Below are 17,828 nucleotides of genomic sequence, written 5' to 3' on the forward strand. Positions count from 1 at the left end.
ATTGTAAAGGGGATTTTAAAATGAATGCAATTGATCTTAGTATTTTAAATTTAAAAGAAACGAGAAGACGCTCAGAAAAATTATGGAGTTCTCTTCCCAATAACTTTCTTACTTGGAAACCTGATAATGAAGCTATGTCCTTTGGTGAGATGATTCGTCATGTATGGAGCTCAACTTTTTACTATCATATGATTTTAAAAAACATCGGATCGATAAACGACATACAAATTCCGTATGATAACGAACCAATTATTTGTGTTAAAAAAGAGATTGCACTAGCACAATCATACTTCACTGAATTCATAGAATATGTTCAATCAATAAACGTAACAGAGTTAAATTCAACACTTATTGATCGAAGCGATGTTGGCTATCAACGATATTTAGGAGATATGCTTTTACGAATTGCCTATCATGATGCAGTCCATGCAGGTCAATTTTTACAATATTTGCGAATGATAAATTTGGAAAGACCCTTAATTTGGGATTAAATCTAGTAAGTATTTACAAGATTTCCAAACCGGCATTACAATAAATATTTTTCATCTAGGAACATTCATCAAATCATGATAATCATTTATATGAAAACACTACATTTCAAACTAGGATGGCAAACAAATAAAAAGCACGTGTTCGATTACTAATCAAACACGTGCTTTCAAAACAACTATATTGTCCATAAACAATAACATTTAAATTCATAAGCTCTATCCCTAAAACATCACGACCGAAATGCTGCATCCGCCAGTATAGACAATGTTGCATCATCCATCGGCGGATTGTGTAAACCCGCTCTGACATTTAAGTAATAACGATGAAGTGGATTTTTTTCTGATAAACTTTTTGCCCCTACGATACGCATTGCTTTATCTACTATAGATATCGCCGCATTTGTTACTGCGTATTTCACTGCCGCTAGTTCTGCTTGTAGTGATAGTTTATCTTCTGCCTCATCGTACTTTTTCGCAATTTGATATAAAAAGACGCGAGCTTGCATAAGCTCAAGCTCTATTTCTCCAACTAATCTTCTAACACTCGGTAATAAACTAATAGAATGGTTTAAACTATTTGGCTTGTATGATTCCGCAAACTGAACTGCATAATTTCTTGCTGATTGTGCGATTCCTAAATAACATGCTGGTATATGTAGCAACCAGCCAATACCCTTTTGTTTCACTTTCCCGCCCAATACATTCGTAAAGAAGCGGTTTTCTATTTCCACATTTTTTAAGACAAGGTCGTGGCTAGCAGTTCCTCGCATCGCAACGCTATCCCATGTTTCTTCAATTGATACACCGAGCGCATTTCTTGGAATGACAAACTCACCAACTTCTTCTCGGCCTTCCATACTTGCTGAAATAATAAAATAATCAAGTACTGGTGCCATCGTTGTAAAAGTTTTCCTTCCATTTATAATCCACTTCTCGCCTTGTTGCACCGCGATTGTTTCTGGTTTACCACCACGCGTCGGACTTCCTGTTTTCGGTTCTGTTGCTGCCCGATTAAAGAGTGCACCATTACGCACTTCTTCGCAAAACCATTTGAACATTCCATCATTCCAAGAGCGATTTTCAGCTAGCTCTTTTACAATACCGATATGCCATCCAATCGATAATGCAGTAGCTCCACAGCCTTCTGCAATTTTCTCTTGAAATAAAACGAAGTCATATAAAGAAATCGCACTACCACCAAATTCCTTCGGTAACGTTATTTTCGTATATCCGATATCTTTTAAATTATTAATATTTTCATACGGAAATGATCCTAATTCACTTAATTGATGCTCCCTTTCCATGAACTTCGGAATCAATTTATTTATTTGTTCAATAATGAAAGATTGTTCTTCTGTTTCAACAAATGAGAGTGCCATACTATAATCTCCTTTATCCCGCTATTTGCGGGCAGTAAAACTCCCACCCAAAAATTCAGGTGGAGCAAAGAAGTTCAGTGGGAGTCGGGCTGCCCGTAAATGCTCGATTCATAAACCGTTCATTTTGTCATTATGATTATATGAAGCTACCTCTCTATTGTTTCACTATTCCGATAAAAATACAATGTTTTTGGATTATAAGAAAAATCCCTATAGAAAAACAGGTCCTTTTCTTATATTAATCCCCCTTCAATGCCTTTAGCGGCAAAGAGGTTACATATCCAATATACGAGAATAATTCTTTAAAAAAGAATGGAATTTCTGTATCTAACGTTTTATATGCTGATGTTGGAGTCGGTGAAGCATATGCCTCAATGTTAATATGTTTTGCGATTCTCATTGCGCGTTTCATATGAAGTGGATCACTTACAATCGTGTATGAGTGTATTCCGTTCTCTATTCCAACTTCCTTCGCATTCTTTAAATTTTCTTCAGTGAAAAGGGATTTTGTTTCAATTAAAATATCCTCCTCTTTTACACCTTGTTTCAATGCATATACTCTAGCAGTGCGAGCTTCCTCAAGCTCCGCTTCAAACTTTGTACCACCTGTAAAAATAATTTTCTTAATGTTTCCGTTTTTATATAGAGAAATCGCGTGATTAATTCTTTCCTTAAATACAGGAGATGGTTTTCCGTTCCATGAAGCTGCTCCTAGCACGATACCAGCATCTGTCTTCACATCATCATCCGTTTTAAAGCGATAACTCCAAATATCGTAAGCTGCATAGCTCACGTACAAAATAGCAGAACAAATCATTAATAAAAACACTTGAAAGATTCGTCTTTTTTTACTCTTCTTATTTTCTTTCATTTGTAATTGCCTCCGTACATCATCCATACTTCTATAAAAAAACATTTATATCAAATCGTTTTGTTTGAGTTTGTTTAAAAGAAGGTATTTTACTTATTATATATAAAAGGGTTTTCATTTAAAATTGAGGATTATCAATTCATTTTTCATTTGCGGTTTACATTACAATTTTAATTCATTAGTTTATTACCATACAACTACATTGTAACGAATTTTTTCTCAGAAGGGAATGATGAAACAAAAGTAAATTAAATAAGTTAGTGTTTTGTAAGAAAAAAAGGTATATTATTCGCAAATTACGATCATATACCTTACAAAATACGAATTATAGCTTTTCTTTGTATAACTCTAATTTTTCTAACAATTCTTCTTTCACGCCTGACCATTCACTCGCAATAATACTGTACACAACTGCATCTCTCACATGACCGCTCGGCAATCTTCTTTCATTTCTTAGCACACCTTCTTTTACCGCGCCTAACCTTTCAATTGCTCGTTGTGCTTTTTCATTTCTTACATCCGTCTTAATTTGCACTCGTAGCATATGCAGTTTTTCAAAAGCATACTGAAGAAGCATATACTTACATTCTGTATTTATACTCGTACGTTGCACACTTGGATGGTACCACGTCTGCCCTAACTCCACTGTTTTATCTTCTACTGAAATATTATATAAACGTGTACTCCCTACAATCTTGTTCGTCTGTTGATCCACTACAGCGAAAGGGATTTGTGTACCCTTTCCATAACTCTTTATCGCTTTTTGAACATATTGCTGCATATCTTGAACAGTTTCCATTTTAGAGATTAAATACGCCCAAATTTGCCTATTTCCTTCTACAATCGAAAACAAAGTTTCGACATCACCACTATCCATTAACCGTAATTTTGCTCTTTCGTGAATGATTTCCATTTGTAAGCCCCCTTCTTTTGTTACTATAACATACGAATTAAAATCGCAAAATTAATATACAATGATTTTAACAACAAAAACCCTCGCTCACATAGAAAGCGAGGGTTTCCAATTAAAGCACCAAATAAGCAATCGGCGTAATAATAAGCAACGTTAATATCGTTCTCTGCACGTACAAAATAATAAGTTCAGATACTTTTAACGGAATATCTGTCGATAATATACAAGGGATTGAAGCGGAGAAAAACAAAATAGATGATACCGAAACAACCGCAATGACAAACTTTGTCACGAGCGGCGCACTTACAACTAATAATGATGGTAAAAACATTTCTGCAATACCAACTGATACCGCTTTAGCAGCTAAGTCTGCTTCTGGTAATTGTAAAACCCATGTAAATGGATAAAAAATATAACTGATCCAATCAAATATTGGCGTGAACTTCGCTAAGACGATACCAATTAACCCTACTGACATAATAGATGGTAAAATTCCCATCGTCATAATAAAACCGTCTTTTAAGTTCACTGCAATATTTTTCATAATGCTCGGTGCAGATTTTGATACTTCTAATGCATCTTCCCAAGCACGTTCTAACATTTTTTCCTTATAAACGGGCTCTGGGAACCCTTCTTTCGTAATATATGTATCGGGTTTTCTACTAAGAGGTGGGATTCTTACGGTGATAGCAGTCACGATGAATGTTACTATAAGTGTAGTCCAAAAATAAACATTCCATAAATGCATAATGTCTAATGTTTTTGCGATGATGATCATAAATGTTGCGGATACTGTAGAAAATCCTGTAGCGATAATGGCTGCTTCTTTTGTCGTATACTTTCCTTCTTTATATACGCGGTTCGTAATTAATAAGGCTAGTGAATAACTTCCAACGAAGGAGGCAACCGCATCAATTGCCGATCGTCCCGGCGTATTCCATAAAGGTCTCATAATCGGACGGCAAAATGTACCGATAAATTCAAGCAACCCATATCCGACTAATAACGCTAAAAACGCCGAACCAATTGGAACGAGTAAACTTACCGATATAACTAGTTTCTCATACAAAAACGGCCCAACATCTGGTGCAAAAAACCAAGCTGGTCCCACTTTAAAACAATATAATACGCCAAAAACAACACCAACTACTTTTAAAATAGAAAAGCAAATGTCTACGATAGATGCATTCCATTTCTTCGTATAAAATGGATAAATCGCACCAATCACCATAACAAACAATGCATAATAAGGTACTACGCCCGGAACTGAAGTACGGATCCACGATACGATATGATCAATCATAATAGAAGAAGCTCCATTTATCGTAACAGGTACGAAAAACATAAACATCCCAACGAGACTAGCGAGTATAAACCGAAGAATCATACTCCTCTCTCTTCCTGTCTTAATTACATTACTTTTTAATTCAATTTCACTCAAAATTCGACACCTCCTATTATCTAAATATTCTGTATAATATAGTTTTTTTCCTTCTTTTGATCTTGAATATTTAATCATATGAAAAAGCCTAATTTGAAACATATCGATCAAATTAGGCTTTTTATATACTTTTTAGATATTCTCATTTAAGGCACAAAGTAGAGTTTAAAATCATCGCTCAAAGTAGGAGTCTTTCTTACTATGCTTCAATATAAAACTCCCCATCTCAATCGCTAAATCTTCACTTTGAGGATAGACACCTACATTATCTCCATACGCGTGCCCTAAACCACGATAGAGAATCGTTTCAGTATCCACTCCTTGTTTCTTCAATTTAGCTGCATACGCTAAACATTCAATCATTAAAAAATCATGTTCTCCTACCGTAATAAATGTACTTGGATAATCTGAAGATACATCAACGTATGGACTTAAATACTTCGAATGAATGTCTTCCGTACCAAGTATTTCTGCCATCCCTCCGACCATTGCATGCATCATATTAAGCATTTTTTCTAATCCTTTTTTATATTTCGGAGCAATCTCATATTTATCTATACTCCAAGAATAAAACTCGTCTTCATAGTCACACATGTTAAGTGTAGGATACAGAAGTAATTGCCCTTTAACGAAGTTTCTACCATCTTCCATATCTCTCGTTGTACAATACTGTGTTAAGTTCCCTCCAGCACTATCACCCGCAACAAAAATATTATTCTTATCACCGCCGAATGCTTCAGCATTCTCATAAATCCATTTTAAAGTAGTGTAACAATCTGTATGTCCAGTTGGAAAAGGATGTTCTGGAGCTAATCGATAATCTACAGAAAAGGCTAGTATATCTGTTTTTTCTACTATTAATTTCACAAGTTCTTCTACCACATCTGGTGATCCTGCCATAAATCCGCCACCATGAATAAAATATAAAATTGGTGCGTTCTCTCGTTTTGAAATACTATTATAAATCCTTATCGGAATGTCATATCCATCTTCCGCTTTAACTGTTTCATTCGTAATATTTATATCTTTCGTTACGATTGGAACGCTTTTAATACCATTAAACTGCTTTCTCATATTCTTTACCGATTTTTCGGAAGCGTCCATTTTCATCATATTTTTAGGCATAAACCTCATTATATTCATTTGAACCTTCATATCTTTATAAAGACGTGGATCCATTGCTCCCTTTTCATCGCAATCTGGTATGTTTTTCACTATTACTTCTGCGCCTTGTACATTGATGGTTTCTTGTTTTTCTTGAATCTTTTCTAATAAATCTAAGCTATATTTTCTAGACATTCACTATTCCCCCATCTCTTTTTTAACGCTTTCATTTTCCGAAAAATTATATAACCGTATACATTTCCATTTACTAAATAAAAATACGTTCCATGTACAAAATGTAACATGGAACGTATTTTTATTGTTGTTCATATTTGATTCAATTATTGTCATTTTTTGATATAATATTTTTTCTATACTGTAATGGTGTATACCCATATTTCCCTTTAAACTGCGAAATGAATGACTTCACATTGGGAAATCCATGTTTCACTGCTATATCTTGTATAGAATTCGTACTGCTAATAATATCTTCATACGCTTTATGAAGCCTGTATCTCGTTAAAAAAGAGGTGAAATTTGATCCGAAAGATTTCTTGAACATCCGAGAAAAATGTTCCTCACTTACAAAAAAGTGTTTCGCTACATCTTTCATTTTAAGCTTTTCATCATAATGTTCATACATATATGTAATTATCTCTTTTTGTTTATTTCCAAATTGAAAATCATTATCTTCTTTTTTTCTATCTTTACAGTGGCGCAATAGAATATAAACAATCTCATAAATTAAACTATTCATTTTTATATAACTTAACTCATCAAAATTTGTGACTAACTCCTTTAATTCATAAAATATTTGTTGGAGCTTTTCTTTCTGCACAAATGATGCTTGTAGAGTAAATCTATATTTATCAAAATCAGCATTTAGCTCTTTAAGAAATTCATACGAAACTATTAACATCATTACTGCACAACTTGCATTCTCAACTTTTTCAAATTCGTGCACATCTCCACTGTTTACAAAAATAAACTCGCCAGCTGATACTTTCTTTTTTTGCCCATTTACATACAAAAAAACGTCTCCATATATTACCAAACTAATTTCAATACTTCTATGCCAGTGTGGAGGGATATAGTAGTGAAAATCAGCCGGAAGTCTTGTGCTCTCTATATATTCAACCATACCTGGAATTCTATCACGCAATTTTACCTCTTCATATTTCCCTTGCCTGACTTTCAATTATGTTCCCTCCTTTTTATTGCATAGTAAACGTCAAATAACTTCAATCAAAACTTGTGCTACACATTACTATTTTCATCTCATTTTATAATCATCCACAATCACTTGGATTACACGATATGCTTCCTCAGCTACTTTTTCATTACTATTTCTATTCGCATCATATGTAATTAACGCCTTCCAAAGCGCCCATCCTCTCGCTCTATCCCACGTTTCCTCATCCATCCTCAACACTTCTTTAAATACATTTCTACTATTTTCATCAAAAAATGTCCATGCCATCGCCGCGTCACACGAAGGATCACCTACTCCTAGTATACCAAAATCAATTACGGCACAAAGCTTTCCATCTTTAACGAGTAAATTCCCTGGCGCAACATCTCCATGAATCCAAACTGGTGTGCGTTCCCATTTTGATCGGAGCGCTAAATCCCAAAGGTGCTTTAACAATGCCTCATCAAAAGCGTCTTTATTGTTTTCAATAGCTACTCTCGCTTCTTCATCGTATACAGATATAAACCCGCCTCGGTAAAAGTTATGCGTTCCAGCTATTGGTCCGTTACTAGAATCAATGGATTGCAATTCTAGTAGAAATGATCCTAAGTCCGCTGCGAATTCATGTAAGTCACGAACATTTTCTTTCGTAACTGTCTCTCCCTCTATCCACTTATTAATAGACCATGGCCACGGATACTCTTCAGACGGATGCCCTTTTGCAATTGGTGCAGAAATTGGTAAAGAAAGTTCCTTATTTAATATAGGAAGCCACTTGTTTTCTTTCTCTACTTGCGGTGCATATGCTGCATCACTTGGTAATCTAACACTCATCTGATCTCCTAAGTGAAACGTTCTATTATCATGCCCACTAAACTTTACAGGTTTCACTTCTAAATGTGCCCATTCAGGAAACTGTTTCTGTATTAACTTCTTAACTAAACTTACGTTAATTGGATTCATTTATTTTCTCCTTTTCTTTTGAAACTTACTAAGCCCATCCGTACTGCCCACATACTCAAAATCATTTTTCTTATAAAAATCATTCAACGTACGATTATGTCCCACACAATCTAACTTCAAGTACTCTTTATCACACTGTACATTTTCTTCTACCCACTGCAAAATCGATTCTCCTATTCCATTCCCCTTATACTTCCGTCTCACCGCAAATCTATGAATATATACTGAATCCGAAACTTCCTCTTTGCCAAAAATATGTTCATCCCATTCATTTTGTTTAGGAGATGCTGTAATCGTACCAACAATTTCATCTTCTTTCATAACAATATACGTATATTTATTTCTTATACATTCTAATATTTCAGCTGTAGCCTCTCCTCCTAACAGATACTGCCATTGGTCTACTTCTTTATGTTGTAACCACTCTGCTACTTCTCTTAATAGAGTAATAATGCTATCGCTCTCCTCTTCAGTAGCAGTTCGTATCGTATATTCTTTAACTGTATTTCTCTCCATATTGCCGTTCCCCTTTCAAATTACTACTATACTGATAAACGCGTTCTACCGTCATTTTCGTCTGTAACGTATTCAACATAAAAACCTTGATTCAGTGCGTTTTCATACATCAATTCAATCACTTTTTGGTCTTTCGCATAAATGTGTATATAATCACCGTCCGCTACTAATACGACTACTTCACACTTGCTCTCTGTGAACTCTTCATATGTTTCAATCTCTTCTAATACTTCTCCTTTTGGATACGCTTTTAAATCTGCAAAAATGAGATAATATATGTTGTCTTTTATTAATTTTTTCAATTCTAATCCACTCATTACCTTGTTATCTTCTGAGAATAATTCTGATCCTAATCCATCAGGTAATCTGAAATAAGATTCCTCATTTTCCACTCGCCAATCAAATAACGTAATATCGATCGGCTTTAACACTTTCCAAAGTAGATTATCATATTCATTTGGAATATCTACAATAATTCCTCTTTTCATTTATTTGCTCCTAGCTTATTTATTTTCGTTTTCATTTCATACATTATATACCAAATTCAACTACTATATTTTGACGATACCTCTGTAAATTGTATTTCACCGCGAAAAAACCGTCCCACTACTTATGAAACGGTTTCTTTCTGCTTATATTTAAGTTTTTCATTCAATTGTTGCACTGCGCTTTAAAATAATTTCTAATATATTCATCACATCAGCCATCATTCTTTATATTTACTTCGTCTTCACAAAATAATATAAAAACCACACCGCATGGTTTTGCTCATCAGCAGCTATTCTGCGCAATAACTCTTTCAAATGTGCATCCGATGTTTCATCTGAAATTTCTAAGTAAAAATCTACTGTCTTCTGTTCATCTTGTATAGCGAATTCTAATCCTTGTAAGTGCGTATTTGGACATTCTTCCGTAATTTGTGGTTTCGGCTGCTGACCAGTTAAATTTGTATAGATTTGTACAAACTGATGAAAATGCTTTATTTCATCGTTACGAATTTCAAGAATTTGATTTCGTTCCGCCGCATTTGGAGCCATGTTGGCTAATTTTGCGTAGCAGCTTATAGCGCTATACTCTCCGTTTATAGCTTTTTCAATATCACTTATCAACTTATCATTTTGCCTATACCAATCATGATAATTCGAATTATACATCGTATCCCCTCCATAATTTCGCATAACATTTTATGCACTTTGAAATAGTAGGAGCATGTATACAAAAAGAACCACAAATACGAACTTTTCATTTCCCTATAGACTAATAATCATTTCACCACAAAAAAACGCTTCACTACGAGTGAAACGTTCTTTTTTCTAAGCGTTTAATTCTGTTTTATGTTCCTTTATTGCACTACGTTTGAAAGCAGTCACTAAAATAATAACTATACTTACCACACCAATCCAAACGAGCACAGTAACAGGTGTATTCCAGCTTAACCCTTTTCCGAAGAAGAAGATCTCCCTGAGTCCTTCGATCATAAATTTCATTGGTAACCAAGGATAAACCCAATCTTGATAAAATGGCGACAACATTTCAGGTGCTAATGATAATAACGGTGCCCCGAAGAATAGTAAGAGTGCGAATAAACCGATACCTTTTAGCCCAACTAATGAAAGTACCGCCGATATCATTAAGAAGAAGCTAAAAGACGTGATGGATAAGAACAACGCTGTCTCCGTGAAATTCGAAATATTTAACCCTACCATCCCATCTGCAATCCACGTAAGGCCAAAACCAATTACAAGTGTCGCAACTGCTCCAGCTACTATTTGTTTTAGTTTTAATCCAAAGTTTTCTTTTCTTGTACGTACCGGCATTTTACTAATCGCAATAAAAATAATTGCTGCGCTAGCTAAACTTGCAATCCATAACGGCTGGAATAATGACATTGGTGAGTTACCGTTCGCACTGTTTTTTCCGACCTCATTCACATTTTTCACGTGCTTTACAATAGGTGTTACTAATTTCGAAGCTTGATCTGTTGTTAAAGTAGCTCCCCTTGCTTTCAATCCATCTAATATTTGTGTGCGAACATTGTTGCTCATATTATCCACTACACCATTTAACATTTGCCCTGCCATAGTTGATGCAGCCATATTCATTCCTTGATTAATTAATATTTCTACTTCTGGTGAAGATGGCTGCGGTGTTCGTAATGAAGCCTGTTTCATACTAAATTCTTTCGGAATGACAAATGCGGCATAATACTCTTGATTATTTAAACCTTTTTGAACTGCTTCCTTATTTTTCACTTCTACCCACTTCACCGCAGGTTCTTCATCTGATTTCGCTGTTTTTTTGATATTATCAACAATTGTTTGCCCCATATTCATTTTCGGTTGATTTGGAACTTCTACACCTTGATCCTCATTTACAATTGCTATTGGCAAGTTTTTTGGCTTTGGTTGAACAGTTGGGAATAATGTTAATGAAAAAATAAAAACAACAAGTAGTGCAATAACTGGTGCTAACAATAAAAGTTTGTTTTTAAACATTTTCTTTTCTCCTCCTTTAATTTTCGTTACAATAAATGAACAACGTGTTGTTTATTTATATTTTGAATTATATGTTTGAGCTAAATCTTATTCAATAATCAAAAATCGTGAATGTGTCGGTTATAAGACACTTTTGCTAAATGTGTTGAGTAAAATTAAGGAGGGACATGCTTTGCGTGATAGTAATTTAGATTTACGTGTTATTCGTACGAAAACGGCTATACGAAATGCACTAGTGGAGCTTATTGAAGAAAAAGGTTTTGACGCCATTACAGTAAAAGATATTACAACGAAAGCGAACATAAATCGCGGTACATTTTATGCGCACTATCAAGATAAATTTGATTTAATGACGAAATGCCAAGAAGAAATTATGCATGAGTTTTCTAGCATTGCCAAACAAAAATTCCCTGAAGTGATTGCCGATCTTGGCTCAAACCCTTCCCCAACGACGCCATTTGTACTTATCGCTTCTATTCTTGAATTTCTAAATGAAAATAGTGATTTTATGAAAGCTGTGTTAAGTCCAAAAGGAGATTTATCTTTCCAAACAAAACTGAAAGACTTTATGTGGAAAACACTATTTGAAGATACGAATGGGGCTCTTATTGATAAAGAGAGTTTGCTTGTTCCAAGCGAATACCTAACTTCTTATATGGCATCTGCTCATATAGGTGTCATTCAGCAATGGTTAAATAATGGCCAAAAAGAAACACCTAAGGAAATTGCTCGTATTTTATCAACTATCGCAGTTCACGGCCCGTTTTATGCGGCTGGTTTAAAGAAGTAAGCCAACCTGCATAGAAATATATTTTAATCAATCTGGACATCAACTAATTGCTTAATGAAATTTATGTTTCTATGAAAAAAGCTGTTGAAAGGAATCCCCTTCAACAGCTTCTCCATTATTAACGATATAAACGAACTGCACCTGCAGAATTATCATCTGCTTGTCCAACTACTTCAAATTTCAATCCAAACTTCGGTAATTTACGTCCTGCATCTGGGATTAAATCATTTATATACAATTTAGAATCATCAAACTTCGTTACACCTGGTAATCCTTTGTAATCATATGTTCCGCGTGTTGGAGATACAACTTTCCATGCTGGCGTCTGGTTAAAGGAGAATGCAGCATCTGCGATTTGGTATCGTGTACTACCTTGAACAGTTGGTTTGCCGTTTAGCGTTCCAACAATTGCCTCTGGGTGAGAGTCAACAACCCCTAAGAAACCTTCTCCTGGATGAATACCAACCCAATTATCTGTAAAGCTAGAGTCTGCATACCATACAACAAGACCTGTATTATACGGTACACCGCTGCTATATTTTAATGCTTGGTCAGCACCAGCGTAGTTTCTCCACTCTAAATAGTAGTTATGTTTCTTCTTATCAAAACCGTTTGCTACAACGAAACCATTTAATTTTAATTTCGATTCGCCTTCTGCATCATCAGAGAAGACAACATTTCCATCTACAGTTAATGTAGCGTTATCAAAAGTAAAACCGTTCGGTGCTAAGCCACCATCTGTAATGTATTCAAATACTAGTTTTACTTTTTGACCTTTAAATTTGCTTAAGTCATATGACTTATCTACCCATTTACCATCCGTTGTATCTAGACCATTTTTCACATTATTTTCGCCAATTCGATCGACTAACGTTTTCTTATTATCCTCTGTCACTGCATATACTTCAAGGAAGTCATAATCTGTTTCAATTTCATACAATGACTTGTAATCAAACTTCGCCAGTGTTGCATTTGTTAAATCAAACACTGGTGTTTCTAATGTTGTATGAAGATTATCGCCTTTTGTACTATAGTAATATTTCTTACCGAATGCAGGCTGAATACCTTTCACTTCTTTATCTGGTAAGTTAACGCGAATTAGACCAGGACGAGCTGATTTCGTTACACTTTGGTCTAAGTACGTTGCAAAACCGATACCACGATTTAATTTATCATAGTCTACCTCTACAATATTTGCCCAGTTTCCACCCATGTTCTTTTGAAAGAACTCTTTGTTTTGCGGAGAGAAACTCGGTGGCGTTGTACCTGCAATTTTACCAGCCCAGCTGCCGCCACTCATAACAGACCAAGAGTTAATTGGCTCCCCTGCTCCTGAATACTTCGTATCATACTCATCCGGAAGGCCTAAATCATGACCAAATTCATGTGCGAATACACCAACTGCTCCGTCTTCTGGCTCAATTGTGTAATCGTACGCTGCCATTTTACCGCCCCAGTTATCAACTTTTGCTTTTGTTCCTTCAATTGGATATGGTGTTCCAAGGTGCCAACGATGCGACCAAATTGCATCATCACCTAGTCTACCACCGCCTCCATCTTGCCCAACTCCAGCGTGAATGACCATTAAGTGATCAATCAGACCATCTGGTTCATTTTTATTGCCATCACCATTATTGTCATATTGATCGTATTCGTCAAATTCAGATAAATCAATACCACTTTCTACAGCCGCATTTAATGCTTCTTTTACAAAATCACGAGGTCCTTTTGGTCCTTTATTATCATGGCCGCCATCTCCTGCATCTGCGCCATAATCTGCCGCATTACCAGGAACTGTCAACCACTTTGTTACTGTGCCATCTACTGTATAACTACCACCAGATTGCTCTTCATAATATTGTTTAAATGTTGGTACTTTTGAACCATCAAAGAGTGTAAATGGCTCATTACCAAATAACATTTTTTGATAATGTTCTGGATTAAAATCATTTGAATACATATAACCTGGTACTTGATCAATATTGTTATGCTTAAAGTCAGCAAACTCCACCAACAATACAAGCACTTTATCTTTACGGACATCACCATTATATTGTTTTTGCTTCGCTGAAGTAGTTGGTACTTTGCCGTTTAATCCCCCTTTAACCGGCTCTTGTCCAACTACCAGGCCACTAGCAGGTTGATCAGCTTTTTCTTTCGCATCTGCTTTTGCATCTTTCACTTTTTTCAAAAAGTCAAACGCTTCTCTCGAGACACTATCCCCTGTTGCTGGTTCTTTCCCAGCATTTTCGCCTTTTTTCTTCTCTACATATTTTTCAACAGCTTTTAATGTGTCTTCTTTCGACGCAGAATTATTAATTACACCGCGTTTCTTGAGCGCATCTGCTAGACGGTCCTCTTGAATTAAATTTTCATCAATCGGACTTAAAGATCCTACATTAGACGGCGTTGCCGCATAAACAGATTGACTACCTACCCCAAATGTGCAACTAAGCACTGCTGCCGCCGCAAGCGTAGACAGCACTTTAAAAGGCTTTTTCTTCATCCCTATTCCTCCCCAATATTAAATACGTTATAACGCTTATATAATAATGAAAATTCAGATAATTTACAATATGTTGTCTGAATTTGTAATATTTTTGAAAATATTCTTTGTTTTAGATTGATGTACATTCTAATTCATCAATCTTCATGGTTGCTTCTTGCATGTGAATGAGTATCGTAGCATGTATGTCTCCTTCTACGACAGGGGCATTCAAAGAAATCCAATTCATATGCTCATTTTTATTTTAATTTTCAGTTTCAGGTGGGTGATAGCAGCAAGCTTAAAATCATAAAAAGATCGTCCGCTATATTTAGTGGACGATCTTTTTATTTAAAATATAACTACACTATCTCAATATATCCTTCTGTTCCATGTACCCGAATTCGTTGCCCGTCTTTTATTCGTTTCGTAGCATTCTCTACCCCGACGACTGCTGGTAATCCATATTCACGCGCAATCACTGCCCCGTGTGTCATGAGTCCGCCAACTTCCGTAACTAACCCTTTTATCGACACAAACAATGGCGTCCAGCCAGGATCAGTAAATGCCGTAACTAATATATCTCCATCTTCTAAACTTGCATCTTCCATATTTAAAATAACCCGAGCTCTCCCTTCTATCACTCCAGAAGAAACAGGCAAACCTACTATTGCTTCGGTAGGGAGATTTTCTCGTTTATATTTACCTATAATAATTTCACCATCAGAAGTAATAACACGCGGAGGTGTTAGTTTTTCATATAATTTGTACTCATTTTTTCGTCTATGAATAACTTTGTAATTCAGTTTATTCGTGCGGACGACTTCGTGAAGTTCTTCAAAAGTAAGATAGTATATATCTTCTATTTCAGTAATAACGTTATTTCGCACGAGTTGCTCGGCTTCTTTTAGTAATGCCTGCTTATATATGAAATAGCGATTAATCATTCCGTATTTTGGGTATTCACGATAGCCAGCGAAATTCCGAATTATACTGATCATTCGCTTCGTCTCTTCTACTTTTTGTTCGCCATCTGCTAAATACTGCAATTTGTCTAATAACTCTTCTTCTCTTTTTAAAGCCTCCTGCAGCCCTTCTTCAAACTTCCGCTTACTAGCACCAGCTTCAAAATCTCTTATATTATTTAAAATCATCGGGATAATTGTAGTTGGTTTTTCACTCCAGCGCGTTTTCGTAATATCGATTTCGCCGCTGCATCTCATTCCGTATTTATTTAGAAACGCCCCGATTGCATCTCGAACTTTTTCCCCGTCTTTAAACTGAACTAGTTCATCTAAAAAGCTGTCATCTTCTATATGCTGTAAATACGCAATGACTTCTGGATACGGACGAATCACATCTGCGACATCCAATAATGCTAAACCCATTTCTGAAGTAATATTATTTTGTACAGATTGAGAAAGTGTGTCTGCTGCATTTTTTTCTCCTAGCCATTGCTCCATCTTTTCATTGATCCATGATAAAGCATTCATACCTGCCATAATGACAGCCATACTTTGCGGGTGAAATAATATTTTCTTTAATTGCTGAATATCTTCTAAAATAAAATCAAGTACATCTGATCCTGATTTCGTTTGAATACTTTGTTTTAACTCTTCTATCGATGCTTGACTGTTCTTGATTAAATCCGTAACGATTGTTGGGTCGTTTTCGATTTGTGGTTGCGAGCTTGCAGGTGGCATACTTTTACCAAGACTTTTTTCTTCTTCATCCGGTAACAATTTAATAAAATTATCTCGCTCTATTACAGTCATTAATGCATCTTTAATAAGCGGCTCTGATTCTCCTATTGTATTTAATAAAAATTCTCTACTAGCAGGTGAGGCCAATCTTTGTGCAACATCAACAAACAGCCTTCCCCCAGCTTGAAACCTCGGTCCAAAGGATGTTAACTGGAATAAAGACATTCCTAATGGCTTCAAAGGATCCGTCATCATTTGCTGGTGACCGACCGATACATACACATGATTTTCCTGATCATTCGCTTCTGGAATTGGATACAAAGTCGTTATCGGCCTACTTTGAACAATATAAAATGTATCATCAACTAAACACCATTCAATATCTTGCGGACAACCAAAATAAGCTTCAATCTGTCTTCCGATGCGTGCTAGTTGTAAAATTTGTTGTTCAATAAGTGTTTGAACTTTTTGCTGATTAGGAGCAATTTTCTTTGTCTCTGTTCCGCCTTCTTTTCGTCCATAGATGGCTAATTTTTTCGTTGCGATGACCTTTTTGACGATTTCGTCTTCTTTTACCTTATAATTATCGGCAGAAACCAATCCAGATACTAGCGCCTCGCCAAGTCCAAAGCTGGCATCGATTGATAACACCTTCCTATTAGAAGTAATCGGATCCGCAGTAAATAAAATCCCTGAAGCCACAGGGAAAACCATTTTTTGAACGACAACACATATAGAAACTTGATTATGATCAAAGCCGTTTTGCATTCGGTATATAACCGCTCGATCTGTAAATAAAGAAGCCCAACACTTTCTTACATGCTGCAAAACCGCTTCTTTTCCGATGATATTTAAATACGTATCTTGCTGACCAGCAAACGAGGCATACGGTAAATCTTCAGCAGTAGCACTAGAACGCACTGCATATGCATGTTCATTTCCAAAACGCGAGAGATAATGAGCTACTGATTCCACTACATCAACTGGAATTTCCACTGCCATAATGGCTTCTCTAATTTTCTTACTAATTTCACTAATTTGATCTCGGTCCTCAATTTTTAGTATGGCTAGTTGATTCAACAAAGTATGAAACACTTCAATTTGTTCAATGGCTTTTTCATACCCTACTGTTGTAACACAAAATCCTTCTGGCAATTGTATACCTTGAATGTTTGATAACTCCCCTAAATTCAATCCTTTTCCACCAACGAGAAAAAGCTGCGTTTTTTCTATTTCCTGAAAATCGAGAACGAAAGAACTCATTTAACATCTCTCCTTACTAGTCATGTGTTCTTGATTTTAGCAGTAGTAAATAAGAATAAACAGTCTATTTCGAACGTTAATTACATGATATAATTAAGTTAGGAAGAGATATAGAAAATAAAAATGGATTCACCTAAGCTGACTTACTATTATTGATTTAAGAAGCTTCTTATTAAAATATAAAGTTACTAAAAGAAAAAAAACAATCCAGACAGATTGATA

The 17,828-nt window shown here is 35.6% G+C and carries 15 protein-coding genes; 2 read left to right on the forward strand and 13 right to left on the reverse strand.

Annotated features, from left to right (window positions below; all coding sequences use genetic code 11):
- The first annotated feature begins 20 nt into the window (after positions 1-20).
- Complete coding sequence (locus ACS2MN_RS09020; RefSeq protein WP_000991287.1) at positions 21-491, forward strand: DinB family protein; 471 nt, start codon at positions 21-23, stop codon at positions 489-491.
- A gap of 230 nt (positions 492-721) precedes the next feature.
- On the opposite strand, the gene ACS2MN_RS09025 is transcribed toward ACS2MN_RS09020, so the two are convergent.
- The 11 genes from ACS2MN_RS09025 to ACS2MN_RS09075 all read right to left on the reverse strand — a co-directional run bounded on the left by ACS2MN_RS09025 (position 722) and on the right by ACS2MN_RS09075 (position 11,365).
- Entirely contained in the window at positions 722-1,870 is a 1,149-nt protein-coding gene (locus ACS2MN_RS09025) for an acyl-CoA dehydrogenase family protein (protein ID WP_001218349.1), read from the reverse strand.
- A 238-nt stretch (positions 1,871-2,108) separates the two neighbouring features.
- Complete coding sequence (locus ACS2MN_RS09030; protein ID WP_000662220.1) at positions 2,109-2,741, reverse strand: YdcF family protein; 633 nt, start codon at positions 2,739-2,741, stop codon at positions 2,109-2,111.
- 325 nt (positions 2,742-3,066) lie between these two features.
- Positions 3,067-3,654 carry a GNAT family N-acetyltransferase gene (locus ACS2MN_RS09035; RefSeq protein ID WP_000402593.1) on the reverse strand — a complete coding sequence of 196 codons (588 nt, stop codon included), beginning with the start codon at positions 3,652-3,654 and terminating at the stop codon, positions 3,067-3,069.
- Between the two features lie 112 nt (positions 3,655-3,766).
- Positions 3,767-5,095, reverse strand: a complete 1,329-nt coding sequence (locus tag ACS2MN_RS09040; RefSeq protein ID WP_001289428.1) for a YjiH family protein — start codon at positions 5,093-5,095, stop codon at positions 3,767-3,769.
- A 171-nt stretch (positions 5,096-5,266) separates the two neighbouring features.
- Positions 5,267-6,394 (reverse strand): alpha/beta hydrolase, encoded by a 1,128-nt coding sequence (locus ACS2MN_RS09045; RefSeq protein WP_000088549.1) that lies wholly within the window; start codon positions 6,392-6,394, stop codon positions 5,267-5,269.
- Positions 6,395-6,536: 142 nt separating this feature from the next.
- Positions 6,537-7,397 carry an AraC family transcriptional regulator gene (locus tag ACS2MN_RS09050; protein ID WP_000868383.1) on the reverse strand — a complete coding sequence of 287 codons (861 nt, stop codon included), beginning with the start codon at positions 7,395-7,397 and terminating at the stop codon, positions 6,537-6,539.
- 75 nt (positions 7,398-7,472) lie between these two features.
- Complete coding sequence (locus ACS2MN_RS09055; protein WP_001068237.1) at positions 7,473-8,354, reverse strand: aminoglycoside phosphotransferase family protein; 882 nt, start codon at positions 8,352-8,354, stop codon at positions 7,473-7,475.
- The gene (locus tag ACS2MN_RS09060) at positions 8,355-8,870 is read right to left on the reverse strand and encodes a GNAT family N-acetyltransferase (RefSeq protein ID WP_000440853.1); all 516 of its coding nucleotides are present in this window, start codon (positions 8,868-8,870) and stop codon (positions 8,355-8,357) included.
- Between the two features lie 26 nt (positions 8,871-8,896).
- Positions 8,897-9,358 carry a DUF2691 family protein gene (locus tag ACS2MN_RS09065; RefSeq protein WP_000820176.1) on the reverse strand — a complete coding sequence of 154 codons (462 nt, stop codon included), beginning with the start codon at positions 9,356-9,358 and terminating at the stop codon, positions 8,897-8,899.
- Positions 9,359-9,589: 231 nt separating this feature from the next.
- Positions 9,590-10,024, reverse strand: coding sequence for a ferritin-like domain-containing protein (locus ACS2MN_RS09070; protein ID WP_000282811.1), 435 nt, complete (start codon positions 10,022-10,024; stop codon positions 9,590-9,592).
- A gap of 159 nt (positions 10,025-10,183) precedes the next feature.
- Positions 10,184-11,365, reverse strand: a complete 1,182-nt coding sequence (locus ACS2MN_RS09075; protein WP_000475855.1) for a YhgE/Pip domain-containing protein — start codon at positions 11,363-11,365, stop codon at positions 10,184-10,186.
- A gap of 172 nt (positions 11,366-11,537) precedes the next feature.
- Here ACS2MN_RS09075 and ACS2MN_RS09080 point away from each other — a divergent pair, with 172 nt between their 5' ends.
- A complete protein-coding gene (locus tag ACS2MN_RS09080) occupies positions 11,538-12,155 on the forward strand; it encodes a TetR/AcrR family transcriptional regulator (RefSeq protein ID WP_001205673.1) in 618 nt (205 codons plus the stop codon).
- 118 nt (positions 12,156-12,273) lie between these two features.
- On the opposite strand, the gene ACS2MN_RS09085 is transcribed toward ACS2MN_RS09080, so the two are convergent.
- Complete coding sequence (locus ACS2MN_RS09085) at positions 12,274-14,661, reverse strand: immune inhibitor A domain-containing protein (RefSeq protein WP_346994514.1); 2,388 nt, start codon at positions 14,659-14,661, stop codon at positions 12,274-12,276.
- 341 nt (positions 14,662-15,002) lie between these two features.
- Positions 15,003-17,606 (reverse strand): phosphoenolpyruvate synthase, encoded by a 2,604-nt coding sequence (ppsA, locus tag ACS2MN_RS09090; RefSeq protein ID WP_088054843.1) that lies wholly within the window; start codon positions 17,604-17,606, stop codon positions 15,003-15,005.
- Positions 17,607-17,828: the final 222 nt, after the last annotated feature.

The organism is Bacillus cereus group sp. BceL062 (assembly GCF_051780025.1).
Lineage (GTDB): Bacteria > Bacillota > Bacilli > Bacillales > Bacillaceae_G > Bacillus_A > Bacillus_A toyonensis.